General features: G+C 59.3%; 19 protein-coding genes. 10 read left to right on the top strand and 9 right to left on the bottom strand.

Annotated features, from left to right (window positions below; genetic code table 11):
• Window positions 1-188 precede the first annotated feature (188 nt).
• Entirely contained in the window at window positions 189-1,043 is an 855-nt protein-coding gene (locus B6S08_RS04010; protein WP_094199467.1) for a universal stress protein, read from the bottom strand.
• A 25-nt stretch (window positions 1,044-1,068) separates the two neighbouring features.
• Window positions 1,069-2,553, bottom strand: a complete 1,485-nt coding sequence (locus B6S08_RS04005; protein WP_094199466.1) for a SulP family inorganic anion transporter — start codon at window positions 2,551-2,553, stop codon at window positions 1,069-1,071.
• 333 nt (window positions 2,554-2,886) lie between these two features.
• On the opposite strand from B6S08_RS04005, the gene B6S08_RS04000 reads away from it, so the two are divergent.
• Window positions 2,887-3,288 (top strand): phosphate-starvation-inducible protein PsiE, encoded by a 402-nt coding sequence (locus B6S08_RS04000; protein WP_094199465.1) that lies wholly within the window; start codon window positions 2,887-2,889, stop codon window positions 3,286-3,288.
• Window positions 3,289-3,336: 48 nt separating this feature from the next.
• Here the strand turns inward: B6S08_RS04000 and B6S08_RS03995 are convergent, their stop codons facing one another.
• From B6S08_RS03995 to mtgA, 3 genes are all read right to left on the bottom strand, one after another.
• Complete coding sequence (locus B6S08_RS03995; protein ID WP_094199464.1) at window positions 3,337-4,911, bottom strand: cation:proton antiporter family protein; 1,575 nt, start codon at window positions 4,909-4,911, stop codon at window positions 3,337-3,339.
• A 137-nt stretch (window positions 4,912-5,048) separates the two neighbouring features.
• On the bottom strand, window positions 5,049-5,801 hold the full coding sequence (locus tag B6S08_RS03990) for an HAD-IIA family hydrolase (protein WP_094199463.1): 753 nt from the start codon (window positions 5,799-5,801) through the stop codon (window positions 5,049-5,051).
• A 95-nt stretch (window positions 5,802-5,896) separates the two neighbouring features.
• The gene (gene mtgA / locus B6S08_RS03985; protein WP_094199462.1) at window positions 5,897-6,565 is read right to left on the bottom strand and encodes a monofunctional biosynthetic peptidoglycan transglycosylase; all 669 of its coding nucleotides are present in this window, start codon (window positions 6,563-6,565) and stop codon (window positions 5,897-5,899) included.
• A 124-nt stretch (window positions 6,566-6,689) separates the two neighbouring features.
• Here mtgA and B6S08_RS03980 point away from each other — a divergent pair, with 124 nt between their 5' ends.
• From B6S08_RS03980 to B6S08_RS03970, 3 genes are all read left to right on the top strand, one after another.
• Window positions 6,690-7,715: an adenosine deaminase gene (locus B6S08_RS03980; protein WP_094199461.1), complete on the top strand. Its 1,026-nt coding sequence runs from the start codon at window positions 6,690-6,692 to the stop codon at window positions 7,713-7,715.
• A 55-nt stretch (window positions 7,716-7,770) separates the two neighbouring features.
• The gene (locus B6S08_RS03975) at window positions 7,771-8,640 is read left to right on the top strand and encodes a flagellar protein MotY (protein ID WP_094199460.1); all 870 of its coding nucleotides are present in this window, start codon (window positions 7,771-7,773) and stop codon (window positions 8,638-8,640) included.
• A 240-nt stretch (window positions 8,641-8,880) separates the two neighbouring features.
• Complete coding sequence (locus tag B6S08_RS03970; RefSeq protein WP_094199459.1) at window positions 8,881-9,672, top strand: sulfite exporter TauE/SafE family protein; 792 nt, start codon at window positions 8,881-8,883, stop codon at window positions 9,670-9,672.
• 214 nt (window positions 9,673-9,886) lie between these two features.
• Here B6S08_RS03970 and lpxM read toward each other — a convergent pair whose 3' ends face one another.
• Complete coding sequence (gene lpxM / locus B6S08_RS03965) at window positions 9,887-10,855, bottom strand: lauroyl-Kdo(2)-lipid IV(A) myristoyltransferase (protein WP_094199458.1); 969 nt, start codon at window positions 10,853-10,855, stop codon at window positions 9,887-9,889.
• Between the two features lie 111 nt (window positions 10,856-10,966).
• A complete protein-coding gene (locus tag B6S08_RS03960; RefSeq protein ID WP_094200539.1) occupies window positions 10,967-11,740 on the bottom strand; it encodes a DUF3025 domain-containing protein in 774 nt (257 codons plus the stop codon).
• 175 nt (window positions 11,741-11,915) lie between these two features.
• On the opposite strand from B6S08_RS03960, the gene B6S08_RS03955 reads away from it, so the two are divergent.
• A complete protein-coding gene (locus B6S08_RS03955; protein ID WP_094200538.1) occupies window positions 11,916-12,407 on the top strand; it encodes an ATP-dependent zinc protease family protein in 492 nt (163 codons plus the stop codon).
• A gap of 66 nt (window positions 12,408-12,473) precedes the next feature.
• Here B6S08_RS03955 and B6S08_RS03950 read toward each other — a convergent pair whose 3' ends face one another.
• Together B6S08_RS03950 and B6S08_RS03945 are read right to left on the bottom strand one after the other, a co-directional pair.
• Window positions 12,474-12,572, bottom strand: a complete 99-nt coding sequence (locus B6S08_RS03950) for a MetS family NSS transporter small subunit (RefSeq protein ID WP_094199457.1) — start codon at window positions 12,570-12,572, stop codon at window positions 12,474-12,476.
• The gene (locus B6S08_RS03945) at window positions 12,569-14,044 is read right to left on the bottom strand and encodes a sodium-dependent transporter (protein ID WP_094199456.1); all 1,476 of its coding nucleotides are present in this window, start codon (window positions 14,042-14,044) and stop codon (window positions 12,569-12,571) included. The genes B6S08_RS03950 and B6S08_RS03945 overlap by 4 nt, the downstream gene beginning before the upstream one ends.
• A 575-nt stretch (window positions 14,045-14,619) precedes the next feature.
• Between B6S08_RS03945 and B6S08_RS03940 the strand changes: the two genes are divergently transcribed.
• From B6S08_RS03940 to B6S08_RS03920, 5 genes are all read left to right on the top strand, one after another.
• Window positions 14,620-14,823: a DUF1127 domain-containing protein gene (locus B6S08_RS03940; RefSeq protein ID WP_094199455.1), complete on the top strand. Its 204-nt coding sequence runs from the start codon at window positions 14,620-14,622 to the stop codon at window positions 14,821-14,823.
• An 89-nt stretch (window positions 14,824-14,912) separates the two neighbouring features.
• On the top strand, window positions 14,913-17,666 hold the full coding sequence (locus B6S08_RS03935) for a hybrid sensor histidine kinase/response regulator (protein WP_245849803.1): 2,754 nt from the start codon (window positions 14,913-14,915) through the stop codon (window positions 17,664-17,666).
• A gap of 250 nt (window positions 17,667-17,916) precedes the next feature.
• Complete coding sequence (locus B6S08_RS03930) at window positions 17,917-19,170, top strand: D-amino acid dehydrogenase (protein ID WP_094199454.1); 1,254 nt, start codon at window positions 17,917-17,919, stop codon at window positions 19,168-19,170.
• A gap of 142 nt (window positions 19,171-19,312) precedes the next feature.
• A complete protein-coding gene (locus tag B6S08_RS03925; protein ID WP_094199453.1) occupies window positions 19,313-20,194 on the top strand; it encodes an AEC family transporter in 882 nt (293 codons plus the stop codon).
• 147 nt (window positions 20,195-20,341) lie between these two features.
• Window positions 20,342-21,193: an MSHA biogenesis protein MshI gene (locus B6S08_RS03920; protein WP_094199452.1), complete on the top strand. Its 852-nt coding sequence runs from the start codon at window positions 20,342-20,344 to the stop codon at window positions 21,191-21,193.
• The last annotated feature ends 1 nt before the right edge of the window (window position 21,194 follow it).

The following is a 21,194-nucleotide window of genomic DNA, read 5'->3' as shown; positions in this document are numbered from 1 at the left end:
GGGCAACAACAACCGTCATCCCTGCTACGGTGGTCATCATTCCCACGGCTTCTTTTGTCGTCATTCCCACGAAGGTGGGAATCCAGAAACGCGGCGCCGGACTGTGGAATTGTGCCGCTTCACACATGGACCCCCGCCTTCGCGGGGGTGACATATTATGCAAACCGGCACGGTGAGTGACGTCAGCGTTACCGCAAAACCAGCAGCGGCACCTGGGAATCCCGCATCATGGCGGTGGTGGTGCTGCCCACCAGCCACTGACGAATGCGGGAGTGGCCGTAGGCGCCCATGATCATCAGATCCATGGCATGCCGTTGCTGGTAGCCGGTCAGGGCCTTGTCGGCTTCGCCGGGCACAATGGTGGTCACCGCGGCGATGTCCGCCTGCTCCAACAGCTGTTGAGCCCATTGCAGCTGGGCACGATTGTCGTCGGTATCGGCGCCGGCCAGCACCAGGTGTAGCTCCAGCTCCTTGAACAACGGACTGGCGGCCAGCATTTCCACGCCCTTGCGGGTGGTGGCGCTGCCATCAAAGGCCAGCATCACCTTTTGCGGCGCGCGAAATTCCCCCAGGGTCACCAGAATGGGCCGATGCAGGGCGCGGATCACCTGCTCTACATGGCTGCCCAGGTGAGCATGGGCCGAGGCGGAGGCTTCGCCGTGGCGGCCCAGCACCAGTAGCCGAGTGGTGGGCTCGAGCTCCACCAGGGTGTCGACCAAGGCACCATGGCGCTGCAGGGTTTCGGCCTGCTCAATGCCGTTTGCCTGGGCGCGTTCCTGCGCCGCGGCCAGCATCAGCCGGCCCTGCTCCTTGGCCAGCCGGCCGCGTTTTTCATCCAGCTCGGCCAGCTCGGCCAGCAGTTGCTCCTGGCTGCCCAGGCCAATGCTGCCACTCAGGTTGCCCTGCACCGGGGCGGACTCTTTATCGAGCACATGCACAAAGGTGAGCGGGGCCTCGAGGCGTTGACTGGCCCAGCCGGCCCAGTCGCACACCGATGCCGCATGGCCGGAGCCGTCGATACATGCCAGTACTTGTTCCGTCATTGTTGTTTCTCCGTTGCAGGGGACATCAGTGGCCCATCAGCTTTTCTACCGCCTTGGGGTCGTTGTGAACAGCAAAGCGGTCAACAAGTGTGGCACTGGCCTCATTCAGGCCAATAATTTCCACTTCCGTGCCTTCCCGCTTAAAGGTGAGCACCACCTTGTCGAGGGCGCTGATGGCGGTAATGTCCCAGAAGTGGGCACGGCTCAGATCGATGCGTACCCGGTCCAGCACTTCCTTGAAGTCAAAGGCGGCCACAAACTGCTCGGCGGAGGTAAAAAACACCTGGCCCACCACCTGGTATTCTCGCGTGCCATCGGCGGCTTTGTCTGAACCCACATAGAGGATCTGGCCCACCTTGTTGGCAAAGAACAGGGCGCTGAGCAGCACGCCCACCAGCACGCCCCAGGCCAGGTTGTGGCTGTAAACCACCACGGCCACGGTGGCGATCATCACCAGGCTGCTGCTCTTGGGCAGGGTGTTGAGATCACGAATGGAGGCCCAGCTGAAGGTACCGATGGAAACCATGATCATCACCGCCACCAGGGCGGCCATGGGAATTTGTGATACCCAGGGGCCGAGAAACACCACCAGGATCAGCAGCACCACACCGGCCACCAGGGTGGACAGTCGGCCGCGGCCGCCAGACTTAACGTTGATCACCGACTGGCCAATCATGGCGCAGCCCGCCATGCCGCCGAGCAGGCCGGTGCCGATGTTGGCCAGGCCCTGGCCCTTGCATTCACGGTTCTTGTCACTCTTGGTGTCGGTGAGATCGTCCACTATGGTGGCGGTCATCATCGACTCCAACAGGCCGACGATGGCCAGCGACAGCGAGTAGGGGAAGATAATGGCCAGGGTCTCCAGGTTCAGCGGCACGTCGGGCCACAGGAACACCGGCAGGGTGTCGGGCAGCTCGCCCATGTCGCCTACGGTGCGCACGTCAATGCCAAAGGCAATGGCGATGATGGTCAGGCTGACGATGCACACCAGGGGGGAAGGCAGCAGCTTGCCCACCACCGGCACCAGCGGCAGCAGGTAGATGATGCCGAGGCCGGCGGCGGTCATGGCATACACATGCCAGGTGACGTTGGTCAGCTCCGGCAGCTGGGCCATGAAGATCAGAATGGCCAGGGCGTTGACGAAGCCGGTGACCACGGAGCGGGACACAAAGCGCATCAGCTCGCCCAGGCGCAGGTAGCCAATGATGATCTGCAGCAGGCCGCACAGCAGGGTGGCGGCAAGCAGATATTGCAGGCCGTGCTCTTTTACCAGGGTGACCATCAGCAGCGCCATGGCGCCGGTGGCGGCAGAGATCATGCCCGGCCGGCCGCCGGCAAAGGCAATCACCACTGCCATGCTGAACGAAGCATACAGGCCAATTTTGGGGTCAACGCCGGCGATAATGGAAAAGGCGATGGCTTCCGGGATCAGGGCCAGGGCGACCACCAGGCCGGCGAGCACATCGCCGCGCACGTTGAAAAACCAGGTTTGCTTGAGACTGGATAACATGGTGTGGGTTCCAGGTTGGGGGAATAACAGTCCATGCCGGGCCGGTGCTTGGGACATGGGGTTCAGGTTGTAAACGGGTACACCAGAACGCTCGCAGCCAGCGAGCAAAAGACACCGCAAGGCGCGGCGAAAGCGGGGATCCGGGGCTAGGGTGGCGTAACGCCGCTATGCAAAAATTTCATAAAAGTGTAGTTTTTTATAAGCTTCATTGACGAGGCAGGCAGTATTATAGGTGCCTGCCTGTCCGGTAACAAGGCCGAATCCCGGCACCGGTTTGGCGAAATACCGCGGTGGGTGACTTGAACGTACTGTATCCAAAAGGAGCTAAGTTGAATGAGTAACAACAGAATGCTGGGCAGCCGGGCGCTGGATGCCTTGCAGCATGTCGGCCTGATTATTGTGGCCATTGCCACCGTGGTGGCGGTGGGCATAGAAGTAAACACCATGTGGCGGGCCAGGACGGTTACCCTGGCAGATCTGCTGCTGATGTTTATCTACCTGGAAGTGCTGGCCATGGTGGCCATCTACCTGCGTTCAGGCAAGCTGCCCATTCGCATTCCGCTCTATATCGCCATCGTGGCCCTGGCCCGTTACCTGATCCTCGACATGAAGGGCATGGACAACTGGCGGCTGATCACCGTGGCCGGTGCCGCCCTGGTGCTGGCGCTGGCCATTCTGGCCATTCGCTTTGGCCACGTGAAATATCCCTACGACAAGGACGAAGGCGGGCACTGATGGCAGTAAGGGGGAAGGTGGTGTGACTTACCTCACCCCCTCACAAAGTCAGCCCGTGTGCTCGATCACGTGACGGGCAAAGCCGCTGCCCGCTTCCTCATAGATATTGAACACATCGTCGGCGCCCAGCTCACGCAGCTGGGCGCCTTCTTCCGGATAGCGAATAATGGCAGCCACCCGGCCGGTGAAATTGGCGTGGCGAATCTGCTCAAGGGCGTAGAGGTTACCGGCATGGTTGGGCATGGCCAGGAAAATGTACTCCAGCTGGCTGCCGATATTGGTCTTGTCCCAGAAATCCGAGTCTGAGGCATCGCCCTTGATCACATTGATATTGAGCTCCTTGAGCAGGGGAATTTTCTTCTCGTCGGAGTCGATGCCCACCAGCCTTTTGTGGGGGTTGACGCTTTCCAGTTCCATATAGGCACCCTGGCCAATGCGGCCCATGCCCACGATCAGAATATTGGCGTCACCCAGCTGTATGGGCATGTCGTCGGGGTGCAGCCGCTTGGGATCCCGGGGCGACAGCCGGTGCACCAGCCGGCGGTAAATGTTCTCGTTGTTGGCGTTTAGCGGTGCCGAGGCCACAAAGGACACCGCCAGGGCGATGGAGGCCACGATCACCCAGTCATTGCTGAGCATCCCCTGCTGGGCCGCCAGTGCCGCCACGATCAGGCCAAACTCGGAATAGTTGCTCAGGCTGAGGGTAGCCAGCAGCGAGGTGCGGGGGCGTAAAAAGCCGCGCTGGTAAAACTTGTAGTAGAGCAGGCTTTTCAGCGGCAGCACCAGCAGCAGGATAAGCGAGATCCACAGGGTATCCAGGGTCGGCATGCCGTTCAGGCCGATGTTCAGGAAGAACGCCACCAGAAACAGCTCCTTCATGTTGAAGAAGGACTTGGCCAGCTCTGCCGCACTGTAGTGGGACGCCAGCATCATGCCGATAACGAGCGCGCCCAGATCCCCCTTGAGCCCCACCAGCTGAAAGCCGTAATAGCCCACCACCAGCGCCAGGAAGATGGCAAACAGGGTCTGCAGTTCACCGTGACCGGAGCGCTCCAGAATGCGGCAGAACACCGGTCGCAGCAGCGGCAGCGCCACCAGCAGGGCCAGGGCCCAGGGGCTGGGCACCTTGCCGGCAGATATGCTGAGAAAGGCCACCGCGAACAGATCCTGCATGACCAGCACACCGATGGCGACCACGCCATAGAAGGTGTTCATGTCACTGCGCTCTTCCAGCACCTTGACCGCAAACACCGTGCTGGAAAAGCTGAGTGCAAAGGCCATCAGCATGGCCTGCTGCCAGTGCAGCTCCTGGGCCAGGGCGAAGCCGAGCGCCTTGATGCCAAGCAGCACCAGGGTAAAGAGCGCGGTGGAGGAGAGTATATGGCCGGTGGCGGTGCCCCAGACTTCCTTGCGCAGCAGGGTCTTGATGTCGAGCTTGAGCCCGATGCTGAACAGCAGCAGGGTGACACCCAGGTTGGCCAGGGTATCCAGGGTGGCATTGGGCTCAAAGCCCATGGCATTGAGCACGAAGCCGGCGGCGAGAAAACCGATCAGCGGCGGCAGCCCAATAAGGTAAATCGCGAGGCCGCAGCCAAAGGCGACAGCAATAAAAACGGGATCCATGATGCGCTTGTTATAGGTTGTAACCGACTTCAGTGATGGACGATATAGTCCCGTTCAGGCCGCACCTTGTCAACAAAGGCGGCCGCTTTGAAGCCGGTTTTTACAGGAAAGGACGGCAGGCACTGCCGCACAACGCCTCAGAACAGGTCGATTTCGTTGACCGAGCTGTAAATGTGCTGGGGGCGAAACGGCATCTTGTCGATGTCGGCCACCTGGCTGACCCCGGTGAGCACCAGCACGGTTTCCAGCCCGGCCTGAAAGCCGGCGAGAATGTCGGTGCGCAGGTTATCACCCACGATCAGGGTGTTTTCCGAATGAGCATCCATGTGGTTGAGGGCGGCGCGGACTATCCAGGCGCTGGGCTTGCCCACATAGAAGGGTTTTTTGCCGGTCATGCGCTCAATGGGGGCGCACAGGGCGCCACAGGCCGGGTGCATCTGGGGGCCGTGGGTGTCGGGATTGGTGGCGATAAAGCGGGCGCCGTCGGCCACAAAGCGGGCCGCCATCTGGATCATGCTCCAGTTGTAGTTGCGGGTTTCGCCCACCACTACAAAGTCCGGGTCGATGTCGGTAATGGTAAAGCCGGCCTTATACAGTTCGTGAATCAATGCCCCTTCACCGATGACGTAGGCCTTTTCACCGCTCTGGCGCTTGAGAAAGTCGGCGGTGGCCATGGCCGAGGTATAAAAGCAGTTTTCCGGTACTTCGATGCCTGCGGAATAGAAACGGTTTTGCAGATCCTTCGGGGTCTGGGCCGGATAATTGGTCAGAAACAGCAGGTTGATGTTCTGCTCCAGCACTCGGCGAACAAAGACATCGGCGCCGGGGATCAGGTCATTGTTGTGCAGAATGACGCCGTCGATATCGCAGATAAGATTGGTTTTTTGCATTGGTTCTCCTTGTGCCGGTTGCGATGCCGGCCTGATATCCACTCTGTTGCCAGAATATGACAGACTCATGACAGCGTTAAGGTTTTTGTCAGCCTTTATATGCACTCAAGCCAGCCACCCAGGCCATTGATGCGTCGTGAGATGGCCGCCGCCCGCTGCTGCACATAGGCCGATGGCCGACCAGCGGAGAAACGACGGGGGTTGGGCAGCACCGCCGCCAGCAGTGACGCCTGATAACGGCTGAGCCGGGCGGCGGAGGTATTGAAATAGGCTTGTGCCGCCGCCTCGGCGCCATAGATGCCGGGGCCAAACTCGGCGATATTGAGATACAGCGTCAGAATGCGTTCCTTGGGCAGCAGCAGCTCCAGCATGGGCGTATACAGGGCTTCCAGCCCCTTGCGGGTGTAGCTGCGCCCCGGCCACAGGTAGAGGTTTTTGGCGGTCTGCATGCTGATGGTGCTGCCGCCACGCAGTCGCCCGCCGTCGGCGGCCTCGCTCAGCACATCGCCAAGGGCTTCCCAGTCAAAGCCGTGATGGCGGCAGAACTTGTTGTCTTCAGCGGCGATCACCGCCATTTTCAGCTGGTTTGAGATGCGCGGGGCGGGTTGCCAGTCTTTTTTCAGGGATTCGCCTTCAAACAACCTGATCACCATCAGTGGCGTGACCGGCACCGGCACCACCCGGTACAGCAGGGTCAGTGCCAGGGGCACCAGCACCAGCAACACGGCCAGCCAGCCGAGCAGGCGTTTGAACAGGGTGGTCATGAGGCGTGTTCTCCATGTTGCGAATCGATCACGGATTTTGGTTTGCGGTGCCAAAAGCCGAGGGGCAGGGTGCCATTCTTTGTTATCTTTATGAAGTAATTCAGTGAGCTTGAGGAGACAGCACATGTCTGCATTTATCGAACAGTTGCCCAAGGTGGAGCTGCACCTGCACATTGAAGGCTCCCTGGAGCCCGAGCTGGTGTTCGCCCTGGCCCGGCGCAATGGTATCACCCTGGATTACCCCGACGAAAGCGCCCTGCGGGCGGCCTATGACTTTGACGATTTGCAGTCGTTTCTGAATATCTACTACGCGGGCATGAGTGTACTGCAGACTGAGCAGGACTTCTTTGATATGGCCCATGCCTACCTGGCCCGGGCCCATGGCGAGAATGTGCGCCATGTGGAAATCTTTTTCGATCCTCAGGCCCACACCGACAGGGGCGTGCCCTTTTCGGTGGTGATCACCGGTCTGCACCGGGCGCTGGAGCAGGCCCGTCACGACTGGGGCATGAGCAGCCGGCTGATTTTGTCGTTCCTGCGGCACTTGCCGGAAGCCTCGGCCATCGACACCCTGCGTCAGGCCGAGCCGTTCCGGCACTGGCTGGCGGGAGTGGGGCTGGACTCGGCCGAGCAAGGCAACCCGCCGGAGAAATTTGTTCGGGCCTATGCTTTGGCCCGGGAGCAAGGCTACCGGCTGGTGGCCCATGCCGGCGAAGAGGGGCCGCCACAATACATACGCGACGCCCTTGAGCTGCTCAGGGTGGAGCGTATCGACCACGGCGTGGCCGCCATTGAAGATCCGGCACTGATGGACGAGCTGGCGGCGGCGCGCATTCCCCTGACGGTGTGCCCGCTGTCCAACCTCAAGCTCAAGGTAGTGGATTCGATGGCCGATCATCCCATGGCGAAGCTGCTGCAGGCGGGCCTGTGCGTCACCGTGAACTCGGACGATCCGGCCTATTTCGGCGGTTACATGAACGCCAACTTTCTCGCCCTGCAGCAGGGGCTGGGCATGACCGACAGAGAGTTGCTGCAGCTGGCCCTGAACGGGGTGGAGGCCAGCTGGTTATCACCGGAAGAAAAGACCCTGCTGATGCGGGATATTCGCGGCCATGGTGAAAAGTTCGGCGTTTATACCGGCACCGGCTAAAGAAGCGCAGTGGCGGGTCGATAACAGTAGCAGGTTGTAACAAGAGGCAGTTGGCGTGCGCAAACTCATGGCAGTAACGGGGCTGGTGCTCAGCACCGCAAGCTGGGCCCAGCCCCGTACCTATGTGGCAAGCCTGGATCATTCCCGCTGGCGGCTGGCCGCCGATTCGGCGGTGGAATGCCGGCTTGAGCACGGCATTCCCGGTTTTGGTAGCGGCGCCTTTGTGAGCCGGGCCGGCAAGCAGGTGAACCTGGTGTTTGAGTTGAGCCCGCTGCGGGCCATGCCCACCACCCGCCAGGCTACCTTGCGCAGCGAATCGCCCTACTGGCAGCCCGGACGGGCGGCGCGTGCCATCAGTCAGGTGACCTTTTATCAGCAGTTCGACGCCCTGGTCGAGCAACAGAACGCCTGGATCATGCTCGACGAGCTTAGCCAGGGGCGCTGGCCGACCTTTTATTTCCGTGACTGGTACGCCGGCGATCGAACCACGGGGGTGGGGTTGTCGTCGGTGAATTTTCGCGCCCGTTATGCCGCCTTTCTGGACTGTCAGCACAATCTGCTGCCCTATGGCTTTGAAGACATCGCCTTCAGTGTGCTCAACTACGTCAATAACGCCGACGAGCTGACGCCGCACTCCCGTGAGCGGCTGGCGATGATTGCCGACTATGTACGTGCCGATCCCAATATCGGCGAAGTGGTGATCAACACCTATACCGACAGCTTTGGCACCGAATTTCATAACAAGCAGCTGTCGCTGCTGCGAGCCCAGGCCATCAGAGATCGTTTTCTGGAGCTGGGCCTGCCGGAGATCAGCATTCGGGTGGAAGGCCATGGTGAGCGCCGGCCGGTGGCCGATAACAGCACTCCGGAAGGGCGAGACAGCAACCGTCGAGTGGTGATAAGCCTGGGACGGGCCCCGATCTGATGCCGGTCTGCCTCGGTTATTCCGGCCTTCGAGGCGGAGTACATTCCGCGAACAACGGTGTATTGCCTGCAGAGTAAAGTACTTCATGCATCAGGCTCTATTACCCGCTTTCGAGCGGATAGTGTTCCTTTGTCGTAATAACGATATGGCAGTTTAAATCACATTCCCCCTTTTTCTTTGCGCCCGTCTTGGGTAGCTTATGCAGCCTTTTCTTCTTTTTATTCTTTTCAAGGAATGAACATGACCTGGTTGATGTATATGGTGCTGGGAGCCTTTGCCGGCACCCTGGCGGGGCTTTTTGGCGTGGGCGGCGGCCTTATTATCGTGCCGGTGCTGATCTTCAGTTTCAACCTGCAGGGCATTGGCGGCGAGCTGGTGGCCCATATGGCGGTGGGCACCTCACTGGCCACCATCATGTTTACCTCGCTCAGTGCCATTCATACCCATCATCAGCGACGCGCCATCGACTGGAAGCTGGCGGCCATGCTCTCGGCGGGCATCGTGATCGGCGCCTGGCTGGGGGGATACACCGCCGACAACATGTCGGGGCTGCAGCTGCAGCGGGTCATTGGCCTGTTCGCCTGGCTGATGGCGGCACAGATGTTGTTCAACCTGATGCCGAGCGGTAGCGGCAAATTGCCGGGTAAGCCGGTGCAGGTGGCAATGGGGGGCGTGATTGGCTGGGCCTCGGGCATTTTCGGCATTGGCGGCGGCTCGCTGACGGTGCCGTTTTTAAGCTGGTGTTCGGTGCCCATGCAACGGGCGGTGGCGGTGTCGTCTGCCTGTGGCTTTCCCATTGCCCTGGTGGGGGCGCTGAGTTATGTGGTGCATGGCCTGGATCACGACAGTCTGCCGAGCGAAGCCTGGGGCTATGTCTATTTGCCGGCGCTGATCGGCATCAGCGTGGCCAGCATGCCCTTTGCTCGAGTGGGCGCCATTCTGGCGCACAAGCTGTCGGCGGTGATGCTCAAGCGTGGCTTCGCGGTATTTTTGCTGTTGGTTGGGGCCAAGTTCCTGTTTTTCCCTGCATAAGACAGGGACTGGGGCGTCGAGGGGAGTGAGTGAGACCTGCTCCCAATCGGCGCCTGGGAGCAGGTGAAATGGCAGATTGTGATTCGCCGGGCTTGTCCCAACCTGTGGCGCTAGTCTTGCTTCTCCCTGGCAGCCAGCCAGTCATCCACACAGGCCACGGCCCACAGGATCAGCAGGCCCAGCGCCACCATGCCGGCGTAGTGCAGCCAGTCCATCAGCGCCTCCTTATTTTGCGAATACCTGCCTCATAACGGCCTTCCCGGCTGTCGACCTGAGTCTGAAAGTATTTCAGGAACCACATGTACTGCTCGGGCCACTCGCTCAGCAGGGCTTCTATTTCGGCGTTCATGGCCCGCGTGTCGGCGGTGAGATCTGGGGTCGGGTAGGGGTCCATGGGCGGGCGAATCACCAGTTCATAGCGATGCGCTTCACTGTTGTACACGCTCAGCACCGGCAGCACTCGAGCTCCGGTCAGTTTCACCAGCTTGGGCAGGGCCGGCAGGGTTGCCTTCATCTCGGCAAAAAAGGGTACAAAAATACTGGCTTCACGGCCGTGATCCTGATCCGGCAGGTAAAAGAAGTGCTTGCCGTCGCGAATGGTCTTGATGATGGCCTTGATACCCGCATCCCGCTCATAAACGATGCCATTGAAGCGGGTCCGCTGACGGGTCATAAACCAGTCGAATACCTCGTTCTTGGCGCTGTGCATCATGGTGCACATGGGCATGCCAAGGGAGGTCAGGTAGAGGCCGCCGGCGTCGATGGCCCAGGTGTGGGGGATCATAAAGATGATCTGCTTGTTCTCGGCCAGGCAGGCGTCGATATGCTCCCGGCCGTGCACCTTGAAGCGACCCTGCAGGTAATCGCGGCTGCGGGCGGTCCACTCGCCGTAAGCGAAAAAGGCCATCAGCCCGGCGCGAATGGACTGCAGCAACATGGCCTCCACTTCGGCGTCGGACAAGTCGGGAAAACACAGCCGAATATTGGTGCGGGCGATGTAGCACTGTTTTTTGGCGAATGTTACCAGCAGCGGGGCAAAGGCGCTGGCAACGGCATCCCGTGCCCGGGCCGGCATCCAGGCCAACAGCCACAGCAACGCGATGGCCAGCCAGGTTGGCCAGTAGCGGGGGTGCAGGTAACGGGATTTGAACTGTGTATCGTAAACGGGATCGTGCCCGGACATAATTTCATCCTCTGGGGAATACTGAACATGCTATTGTCGCCGCCGAGGGCGGGTGTGGCGACACCCTAGCCAGTGCAAGGGCGCCAAGTGTATGAAAAAAACCGATTCAAATCACCTTTGCCGGCGCGGGCGAAAGTAGTCGGTGTTGTTATAAAAGGCCGGATCTTCGTTGGCCGGCCACCAGCCGGGAATGCCCAGCAGCGGCAGCGGACGAAGCGGTCTGGGCTGGTCGAACAGCGCGCTAGCCTGCAGCCGTTCGCACAGGTGCCGGTCCAGCACGGGGTACTGTTCGGCACGGGGCAAGCCAAAAAAGCCCTCGGCCATGGGCAGCACCACCGCCTTGGCGGTAAGGCCGATAAAGGGAGCCAGCGCCTGCTCATACAGCGCATGGCCAAAAATAAACGGCTGCCAGCAATGACCCCAGCGTGCCCGGTGCTCCAGAAACAGGCGGTGCCAGTCATGGGCCAGCAGCAGATCATCCATGTCGTCGGTGGCGGGCACCGCCAGCACCAGCCCGCACTCGTCGAAATGGGTGACCCTGTCACGGCGGGGGGTGCGCCGGCTCGCACCGACCTCGGCAATGTGCTCCATGTGCAGCCGGTTCAGCAGCGTCTTGGTTTGTGGGAACAGATGCCAGATAATGGCGCCGAAAAAATCATGCCAGTTAGCCTCTCGCGTGGGCACCAGCCCCCGGGCCACCGCTTCTTCGTAATAACAACCCAGGGTGGCAAAGGCATCATCACCAATAAAGCGCACCGGCAGGTCCGGGGCCAGCCATTGGTTAAGGGTGACGATATTGGGCCAGCCGCTGGCGTCAAGGTCCGGCAGGGTGCCCAGCTGAGCAAGGATGGCATTGCGCGTGGTAAAATCGGGATCCCAGTTCATGCGGTCGTCCAACGGTGAAACCGCCAAGCATACCTGTTGGATGTCGGTGTTCACAAAATTTTGTTTTTCTCCCATTTTCACGGATGTTCGAGCCCGGTTAAAATGGATGACGACAAAAGCCGACGCGTGAGGAGTGCCGATGAAACGGGGCTGTCTGGTAGTATGGTTTACGAGTATGATGTTGTTGCTCCCTGGTTTTTCTGCCCAGGCGGCAAATGGTGAAGACGTGAAAATAGATGAAAAGTGGTTACTTGGCCGTGTGGAATGGCTGTGGTTGCCGGCGCTGGAAGAAAGCGTCAAGGCGCGTATTGACTCTGGAGCCAAGACCTCGTCGCTCTCCGCGACCGAGATTGAGGAGTTCGAGCGGGAAGGTGAGCCCTGGATTCGCTTTAATTTCCATCATGAGCGTCACAGTGCCCGGTTGAAGGTGCCGCTGAGCCGTTATGTGAAAATTCGCCAGGCCAACAGCAAAAAGGCCGATCGTCGCCCTGTGGTGGTGCTGCCGGTGCAGGTTGGCGGGCTGGTGAAAGAGGTGGAATTTACCCTTAAAGATCGCACCCGCATGCTTTATCCGGTATTGCTGGGCCGGGAATTTATGAGTGACGACGTGCTCATCGATCCGTCCCGCCGCTTTGTGCAGCCCAGGTTCGAGCCCGTCGAGCAGTAAGCGTTAGTTATATATTGCGCATTAAAAAGGCAGCCAATCGGCTGCCTTTGTTGGTTTATGGGGGGCTTATTGCCTGGCCTTCATGGCCCGGCGAATGCACAGGGCGGCACCGCCCCAGGTAATGCCCAGTCCTATCAGCATCATGATAATGGCGCCGGTCGTCATGCTTTTACCTCCTGTTTGCTGCTGGCGTTGATGACAATGGCCACCACCAGCATCACCGCAATCATGCCCCAGCCGATAAACAGAATTTCGTTATCGCTGTAGCCACCGTAATTTTCCTTGAAGGCGCCGACAATGTTGTTGAACAGGATCACCGCGAGCATGGCGATGGACAAAAACTTGATGCACAGCTGCCACCAGATGCCAATGCTGAATTCCGACAGCTCATTGGCCCGCTTCTGGTAATCGGACAGCTTGCACAGCCAGCCCACCAGGAACAGTTCAAGCAGACAGGAGCCGAGCAGCGCCATGTTGTTAATAAAGTGATCCACCAGATCCAGCAGCAGCAGGCCACCCTGAGTGATGAACAGCAGGCTCACTACAAAGCCGGTGCCACAGAAGAGGGTGGCGGTTTTCTGCCGGCTCCAGCCGGTTTTGCCCATCAAGCCTGTGGTCACCGCCTCGGCAATGGAGATGTGTGAGCTGATGCCGGCAAACACCAGTGCCAGGAAGAACATGGGACCCATGATGCCGGGGGCGGGCAGCAGGTTGATGGCGGTGGGCAGGGTGACAAAGGCCAGTCCCACGCCCGAGCTCACTACCTCGGTCAGTGCCTTGTCCTGAGCCTGGGCCATATAGCCCAGGGCGCCAAAGATCATGATGCCGGCCAGCATGGAGAAGCCGCAGTTCATCAGCACCGTCATAAAGGCGTTGTTGTTGATGTCGGACTTTTCCGGCAGGTAACTGGCGTAAGACAGCATGATGGCGAAGCCCACGCTCAGGGTGAAGAAAATCTGGCCATAGGCGGCGGACCATACCTTGAGATCCCAGATTTTGCTGAAGTCGGGGGCGAACATCCAGTTGATGCCGCTCAAGGCCCCGGGCAGCATGATGATACGGCCGATCAGTACCAGCACCAGCAGGAACAGCAGTGGCATCAGTACCTTATTGATCTTTTCAATGCCACCCTTCACGCCTCGGTAGGTGGCAAAGAAGCTGGCGGTCCAGGCGATGACCAGGGGCAGCAACAGGTGCCATTGCAGGCCGCCCAGGTTGGACGGCGAGTTGTCGCCAAGGCCCAGGAAGTCGCCGAAGAAGAAGGCGTTGCTGTCGTCGCCCCAGCGCTGATCAAGGGCAAACCAGGCGTAGGAAATGGCCCAGGCGATGACCACCACATAGTAAAAGGCGATCACGGCGCAGATCATCACCTGAAACCAGCCCAGCCACTCAAAACGGGCATTCAGCCGGCGCAGGGTGCCGGGAGCACCGGCGCGGTATTTCTGCCCCAGGGTAAACTCCAGGATCATAAAGGGAATGCCGGCGGTCAGCATGGCAAACAGGTAGGGAATAAAGAAGGCGCCACCGCCATTCTCATAGGCCATATAGGGAAAGCGCCAGATATTACCCAGGCCGACGGCAGAGCCGACCGCCGCCAGGATAAAGCCGGTGCGAGAACCCCATTGTTCTCGTTTCATAACCACTCCTTGAATGAAAGTTTACAGCTTGAGGATAGCTGTGCGGCGCGCAGGGTAGGGGCAGGCGAGGGCAAAATCAACGCGGCTATCTGCTGTCTGTTAGGATTTACGCCTTATATCTGCGCGCCCCATTATTCATAAATAGAATTATTTATGAATTTTTGTTGTTAAAGCGGTGTTATCTGCCGTGTATTCATGGTGGCCCCAGCGGAATCTTGTTTTTTGCATTTTGATAAAAATCGATGGCTGGCGCACATTACGGCAGGAGACAGGGTATCTGGGAAATTATGCAGCATGCCGGGCTGCCTTGCCCCTTGCAGGCAGCATATTTTGTCATGGTGCTGCATAATTAATTGTCCGTACTTGCTGCTTATGCAGGTTGGTGAGTTTGGCTTATGGTGATGCCGGATGACTGCCTGGATTGGCTCTGTTAACAAGCTGTTTTTAAGTTGTTTTCTTACTGGTTGTCAGTGATTTGCCATTAGTTTTTGTTATTCGGAAACCCAAGAAAACTCGGTTGAGAGGGGTGTTGAAGGATCATTAAGCTGTGCCCCGAATCATTCTGGAGACGCATCATGACTACCGTACGTTTACCCCTTCGCCGGGCCGGCCAGGCTCAGGCGCACACAGCCGGCCTGCTGGCCACCCTGGAAACCTGGCTGCGTCGCAGCCGCACTCGTCGTGAGCTTGCCGAACTGCCAGCCTATCTGCTGAAGGACATAGGACTGAACGAAGCCGACCGCTACCAGGAGATCAGCAAGCCGTTCTGGCAACGCTAACAGCAAGGGAATGCGCTTCAGTAAAAACGCCGCTGCTCGTCAGCGGCGTTTTTGATCGGGGCGGGCATGGCCGGGGCGGGAGTGTTACTATGCTCGCTCTCACACCGGTGGTTCGGGCGTTGCTGTTGCGCCGGGGCCATGACAGTGTTGTGATGATGACTCATTCGGATCTGTTTTTTCCTGCCAGCATGAGGTTGACACACGACATGACGGGGGCCTTCACCCTTGATGCCCGCAAACGGCGCTGGCTGATGCTGCCGGCAATTTTGCTGTTGCTGCTGATTATCAACCACGGTCACCAATTGTTCCGGCAATATCAGGACGGGCGTCAGCTGCTGCGTCACGCCGAGCCCATAGTGGATGAGCTTTATCATATTCATCACCAGGTGATGATGCCCGATGCCGAAGGCGCCGTGCTGCTGGATGACAAGGTGCGCCGCCTGAGCCTGATGCTGGCGCGGTTTCAGTACCATGTGCGCGAGTCCGGACTGACGATGGCGGAAGGGGATCGCCGGCCCGACGCTTACCTGAAAACCCTGCAGGGCCTGCAACAGGCAGAGCTGCATGCCCGCCATAGTCTGGAGTCGTTTGCCAACCAGGCTGAGCTACGACTCAAAGCCGGCGATAATGCCGCGTTAAAGCAATTGCTGCAGCACAGCCGGGTATATCTCTATACCACCAACCCCTTGTTTGTGCGTGAGCTTGAATGGGACGCGCGTGGCCTGGAAATGGCCGGGGACGATCTGTTGCAGGCTCACGGCATTTATACCGCCAACCTGCGGCGGCTTATTGCCATGCGCCACAAGTTTGCCGACACCGACATCGCCGACTTCTATGACTGGATAAGCTGGTGGCATCAGCGTACCGAGCAAAGCCGGGACCGGCTGCTGGCACTGGTCATGCTGCTGCTGCTGGGGCTGTTTGGTGCCGGTGTCGGCCTGCTCTACGTCAACAACCGCCGGCTGCGCCAGGCCAGCGACACCGCCCGTGCCCTGGCGCAGGCCAAAACCGATTTTCTGGCCAACATGAGCCATGAAATCCGTACCCCCATGAATGCCATTACCGGCTTTGTTTCCCTGCTGCAGCAAACGCCACTGGATGCGCGGCAGAGCGACTATGTGGCCAAGATCAGAATGTCATCCGACAACCTGTTGCTGTTGATCAACGATATTCTCGATCTGACCCGGGTCGAGGCCGGCAAGCTGCAGCTGGAAGACATCGACTTTGATCTCAATGAGCAACTGGAGCGGCTGTCGGGGTTGTTTGCCGACATGTCGGAGCAGAAACAGCTGGAGGTCATTATCGACAAGGCTCCGGATGTGCCGGATCGGTTGCGGGGGGATCCGCTGCGGCTGGGGCAGATATTGGTCAACCTGGTGAACAATGCCCTCAAATTTACCGAGCGGGGCGAAGTGGTCGTGCGAATCGCCTCGGGCAATCAGGGCAATGAACTGCGTTTTGAGGTCAGCGACACCGGCATCGGCATCATGCCCGAGCTACAGCAGCAGTTGTTTCAGTCCTTTACCCAGGTAGATGCCAGCACCACCCGCAAATACGGTGGTAGCGGCCTCGGGCTCAGCATCTGCCGTCATCTGGTGGAGCTGATGCATGGCACCATTGCGGTCAGCAGTCAGCCCGGTCGCGGCTCCACCTTTACCGTGGTGCTGCCGCTTCGACCCGCCGGCGAGGCGGTCGCCCTGCCCGAGCCGGCCCTGGCACCGGGCCTGGGTGTGCTGGTGGTGGAAGATAACCCGCTGGCGGCGGAGGTCATGGGCAAGATGTTACGCCGTGCCGGCATGGTGGTGCACCTGGCCCATAACACCGAGATGGCCAGAGAGCTGCTGCAAAAGCGGGGGGGCGATTTGCGTCTGGCCCTGATCGACTGTTGCCTGGGCCGGGACAATGGCCTGGATGTGGCGCGCTTTATTCGCCAGCACCCCCAGCTCGATGACCTTAACATCATAGTGGTCAGCGCCTTTGGCCGGGAGCGGCCCGCTGCCCAGATGAAACAGCTGGGCATCAAGCATTACCTGCCCAAGCCGGTAACCTGGAGCCGGCTGTCGGCCAGCCTGGCCGCCGTGCTTACTCCGCCGCCGTCTTCGGCCCGAGCGGCATCACCGGTAGACAATGATCTGGAATACTACCGACGGCGTCTCGCCGGCTGCCGTGTGCTGCTGGCCGAAGACAACCGGCTGAATCAGCAACTGGTGGTGGAGTTTCTCACTCGGGTTGAGGTGTCGGTCAGCCTGGCCGATAACGGCCGGCAGGCGGTGGAGCAGGCGAGCCGGCATCGCTTTGACGCCATTCTTATGGATCTGCAGATGCCCATACTTGATGGCCTCGAGGCCACTCGGCAGATCCGCAAGCTGCTGCGTCATCATGACGTGCCCATTATTGCCCTTACCGCCAGCGCCATGCGCAGTGACAGGGAAAGCAGCCTGGACTCCGGCATGAACGGCTACCTGTCCAAACCCCTTAACCGCCTTGATCTCTATCAGGCACTGAGTCGTTACTGTGGCGGCCAGCCCGGCTCCGACGATCACGTCGACGCCATGGCGGCCGACAACGACGGCGGCCCGGCCAGGGATGGCATGCTGGCCGAGCGCTGTGGCGATCAGCTGTGGCTGCTGCAGGCGGCCCAGGCCGAAGCCGACTGGGCCGAGGCCACCCGGCTGCTGCAGGAACTGATCCGTTATGCGACTGCAGCCGGGGAATCCAGCCTGGCCGGCCTGGCGGAGGCGGCACTGGTTTGGCCAGAACGAGGCCAGCCTCTGCCCCATGCCGAGCTCAGCCTGTTGCAGCAGCGGCTGAACCGTGCCCTTGAGCAGGATGACGGGCGCTGATTGTCAGCTTTGTGATGTTGGTCACAGCTCGGTGCTATCTGGTTTAAAGTTCTGATATTTGTGCGTTGGTGCAGAGTTTTGTCCTACCTCGAAAACCCGATTCAGTTTAACCCTTCACCCCCTTGATAAGCCGGCCTGGCGCCGGCCCTTTGAGCTGACCCCATCTTTATTTTTGTTTTTTATTGCTCTGGATTTTCGCCTTTTTTTGGATGATATTCTTGCCAAAATCGCATTCGGATAGGGGAGTGTTATGAAAGTTTTGGTATTGGGTAGTGGTGTTGTCGGCGTTACCAGCGCCTGGTATCTGGCCCGTCAGGGGCATGAAGTGGTGGTGCTGGATCGTCAGCCCGATGCGGCCGAAGAGACCAGCTTTGGCAATGCCGGCCAGTTATCCTTTGGCATGACCTCGCCCTGGGCGGCCCCCGGCATTCCGTTTAAGGCGATGAAGTGGATGTTCCAGTCCCATGCACCGCTGAAGGTTCGCCCCGGTACCAACCCGGCGCAGTGGAAGTTTATGCTGTCCATGCTGGCCAACTGCAACGAAAAAGCCTACGGCATCAACAAGTCACGCATGGTACGGGTATCCGAATACAGCCGTCACTGCATCAATGCCCTTCAGGATGAGCTGAACCTGCCCTTTGAGGCCCGCAAGAAGGGTCTGCTGCAGGTATTCCGCACCCAGAAGCAGGTGGACGCCGCCGCCAAGGACATCAAGGTGCTGCAGGAGTTTGGTGTTAACCACGCCATGCTGAGCGTCGAAGATTGTATTGCCCGTGAGCCGGCACTGGCGCGCGTGAAGGAAAAGCTGGTTGGTGGTCTGCACTTTCCGGACGATCAGACCGGTGACTGCAACCTGTTCACCAAGGCACTGGTGAAAAAGTGCAAGGAGCAGGGAGTGGTGTTCAAATTCAACACCGAGATCAAGGCCCTGGTGCGTGATGGCGATGAAATCCGTGGCGTACAGACCGATCACGGCCTGGAAACCGCCGACCAGGTGCTGGTGTGCATGGGTAGCTACTCGCCCTTCCTGCTGACCCCGCTGGGTATCAGCCTGCCGATCTACCCGGTGAAGGGTTACTCTCTGACCATAGAGGTGAACAAGGACGAGGACGCGCCCCAGTCCACCGTGATGGACGAAACCTACAAGGTGGCCATTACCCGTTTTGACAACCGTATTCGCGCCGCCGGCACCGCGGAGCTGGCCGATTTCAACAAGGATCTGCCCGCTGCCCGTCGTGAAACTATCGCCCATTCGGTAAGCAGCCTGTTCCCGAAAGGCGGCAAGATGGAAGAGGCCCAGTTCTGGACCGGTTTCCGTCCCATGACCCCGGACGGCACCCCCATTATCGGTGGTACCCGTTACAAGAACCTGTGGCTGAACACCGGCCATGGTACCCTTGGCTGGACCATGGGAGCGGGCTCGGCGGCCCTGATTGCCGATCTGATTTCCGGCAAGCAGCCCGATATCGACAGCGACGGTCTGGCCTTCAGCCGCTACGGCTGAGGCAATTAAGACCGCCAAACTCCGGGCATGGCCCGGCGTTTGTGCAGGCTTTCAGCCCCACCGGTCCGGGTGTCGAGCATAGCTCCAACTGGACACCCAACGCCAAAAGACGCACTATGCCGTCTTTTGGCCTTTTCATTTCATGCTGCTTACTCTGCTTAACATAGTGGTGCCGGTGTTTGCCGTGGTGGCGGTAGGCGTTGTCTTTGGCCGGCGTCAGCGCAATCCCGACATGGGCTTTGTCAACCAGGCCAACGTGGCGGTGTTTTGCCCGGCCCTGGTGTTTTCCGCCCTAATCGATAACCCCGTTTCCCTTGGCGACAGCTGGCCGTTGATCCTGGCCGGTGCCCTTTGCATAGTGCTGCCCGGTGTGCTGTTGTGCCTGTTTCGCTTTCAGAGCCTGGAGCGGCGCACCCTGGTGCTGGCGGGCATGTTCCGCAATACCGGCAATATCGGCATTCCGCTGATGATGCTGGCATACGGGGAGGAGCAGCTCGGCGCCATTATCATACTGTTTGTGTTGTCCAACCTGATCCACTTTTCCCTCGGGCTCTTTATTTTATCCAGTGATGCCGGGCGTTGGCAGTGGCTGAAAAATCCCATTGTCTGGGCAGCGGTGGCGGGCATCTGGCTGGCGGATCACAAAAGTCTGCTGCCCGACTTTGTGTACACCAGTGCGGATCTGCTGGGGCAAATGGCGGTGCCCTTGATGTTGTTTGCCCTGGGTGTGCGACTGTCGTTGGGCGAGGTGGGTAACCTGGGGCTGGCACTGCGGGTCAACCTCGCCTATCTGCTGGTGGGAGCCGCCGCCTTTGCCCTGGTGGCCTGGACACTGCCACTGAGAGCCGAGTGGCTGCAACTGCTTGCGCTGTCGGTGATGTTACCGCCGGCGGTGCTGAATTATCTGCTTTGCGAACAATATCGTTGTCAGCCGGATAAAATGGCCAGCATTGTATTGCTGGGCAACCTGATGTCTGTGATCATTATTCCTGTGGTGGTATACGCCACCCTGCGCATATTTTAACCGTTCGGCGGTGCCAGGCCTGATCCAAATCAAACAAAAAGGTGGGCGTGATATTTTTCGAACGGTTAATAAAGCAAGCCTCTGTTCATTAACTGGTTTTAACTGTTTATACTGATTTTTTCATGTTCCACGCTATTCAGGGTCCGCATGTTCAAATGGTTTAAATCCGCCCGCGGCGGTACTCCCGTGGGCATTTATCTGACACCTTCTGCCCTCTACGCGGTGGAAGAGCAGTACCCACAACAGGTGCTGGAGCGACCGGTGGGCGCCGGAGAAACCATGGCGTCTGCCCTGACCGCCATGATCATCGACCGGCAGTGGCAGGGGCGCAGACTACGGCTGGCTTTGGGTCGTCAGGCCTGGCGCCAGGTGCAGCTCGACAAACCGGCCATGCCCGATGAAGAACTGGCCCAGGCCCTGCCCTGGTGCATGCGCGAGCTGGTGGATGAGCCGGTAGAACAACTGCTGTTTGACTATATCGATCTGCCGCCGGGGCCCCAGGGGGTGGCACGCATTGCCGTGTACTACAGCCGGCGGGCGCAATTGCAGACCCTGGTGGATGCCGTTACGCCCTTGTGTGAAATCGACACCCTGGGGGTGGACGAGCTGGCCATGGCCAACCTGCTCAATCCCGAGCAACGGGGCCTGATGCTGCATAAAATGCCCGGTCAGGAGCTGACCATGACCTTTATTCACCAGCGTCAATGGCATTTTTCCCGCACCATTCGTGGCTTTCAGGCGCTGGACGACGAGCGCATGGCGGTGGATCAGTTCGTGTTTGACAACCTTCTGCTGGAGCTGCAGCGCAGCATTGACTATGCTACAGGTCAGCTCCGTTTGAACCCGCCTGAGCAATGGTTTATGGCCTTGCCGGCCCGGGTTACTCCGGCGGTACAAACGGCCATTCGCCAGGTGTTTGACATTCAGCCAGAGTCGCTCAGCAATGAGCACCTGTCGCCGGTAAGCCTGCCGGCGTTGGGCATGCTGCGGGAGGAATGAT

This window comes from Oceanimonas doudoroffii (assembly GCF_002242685.1).
GTDB lineage: Bacteria > Pseudomonadota > Gammaproteobacteria > Enterobacterales > Aeromonadaceae > Oceanimonas > Oceanimonas doudoroffii.
Note: the sequence above shows the minus strand (reverse complement) of the source record. Positions and strands in the feature narration are given on the sequence as shown.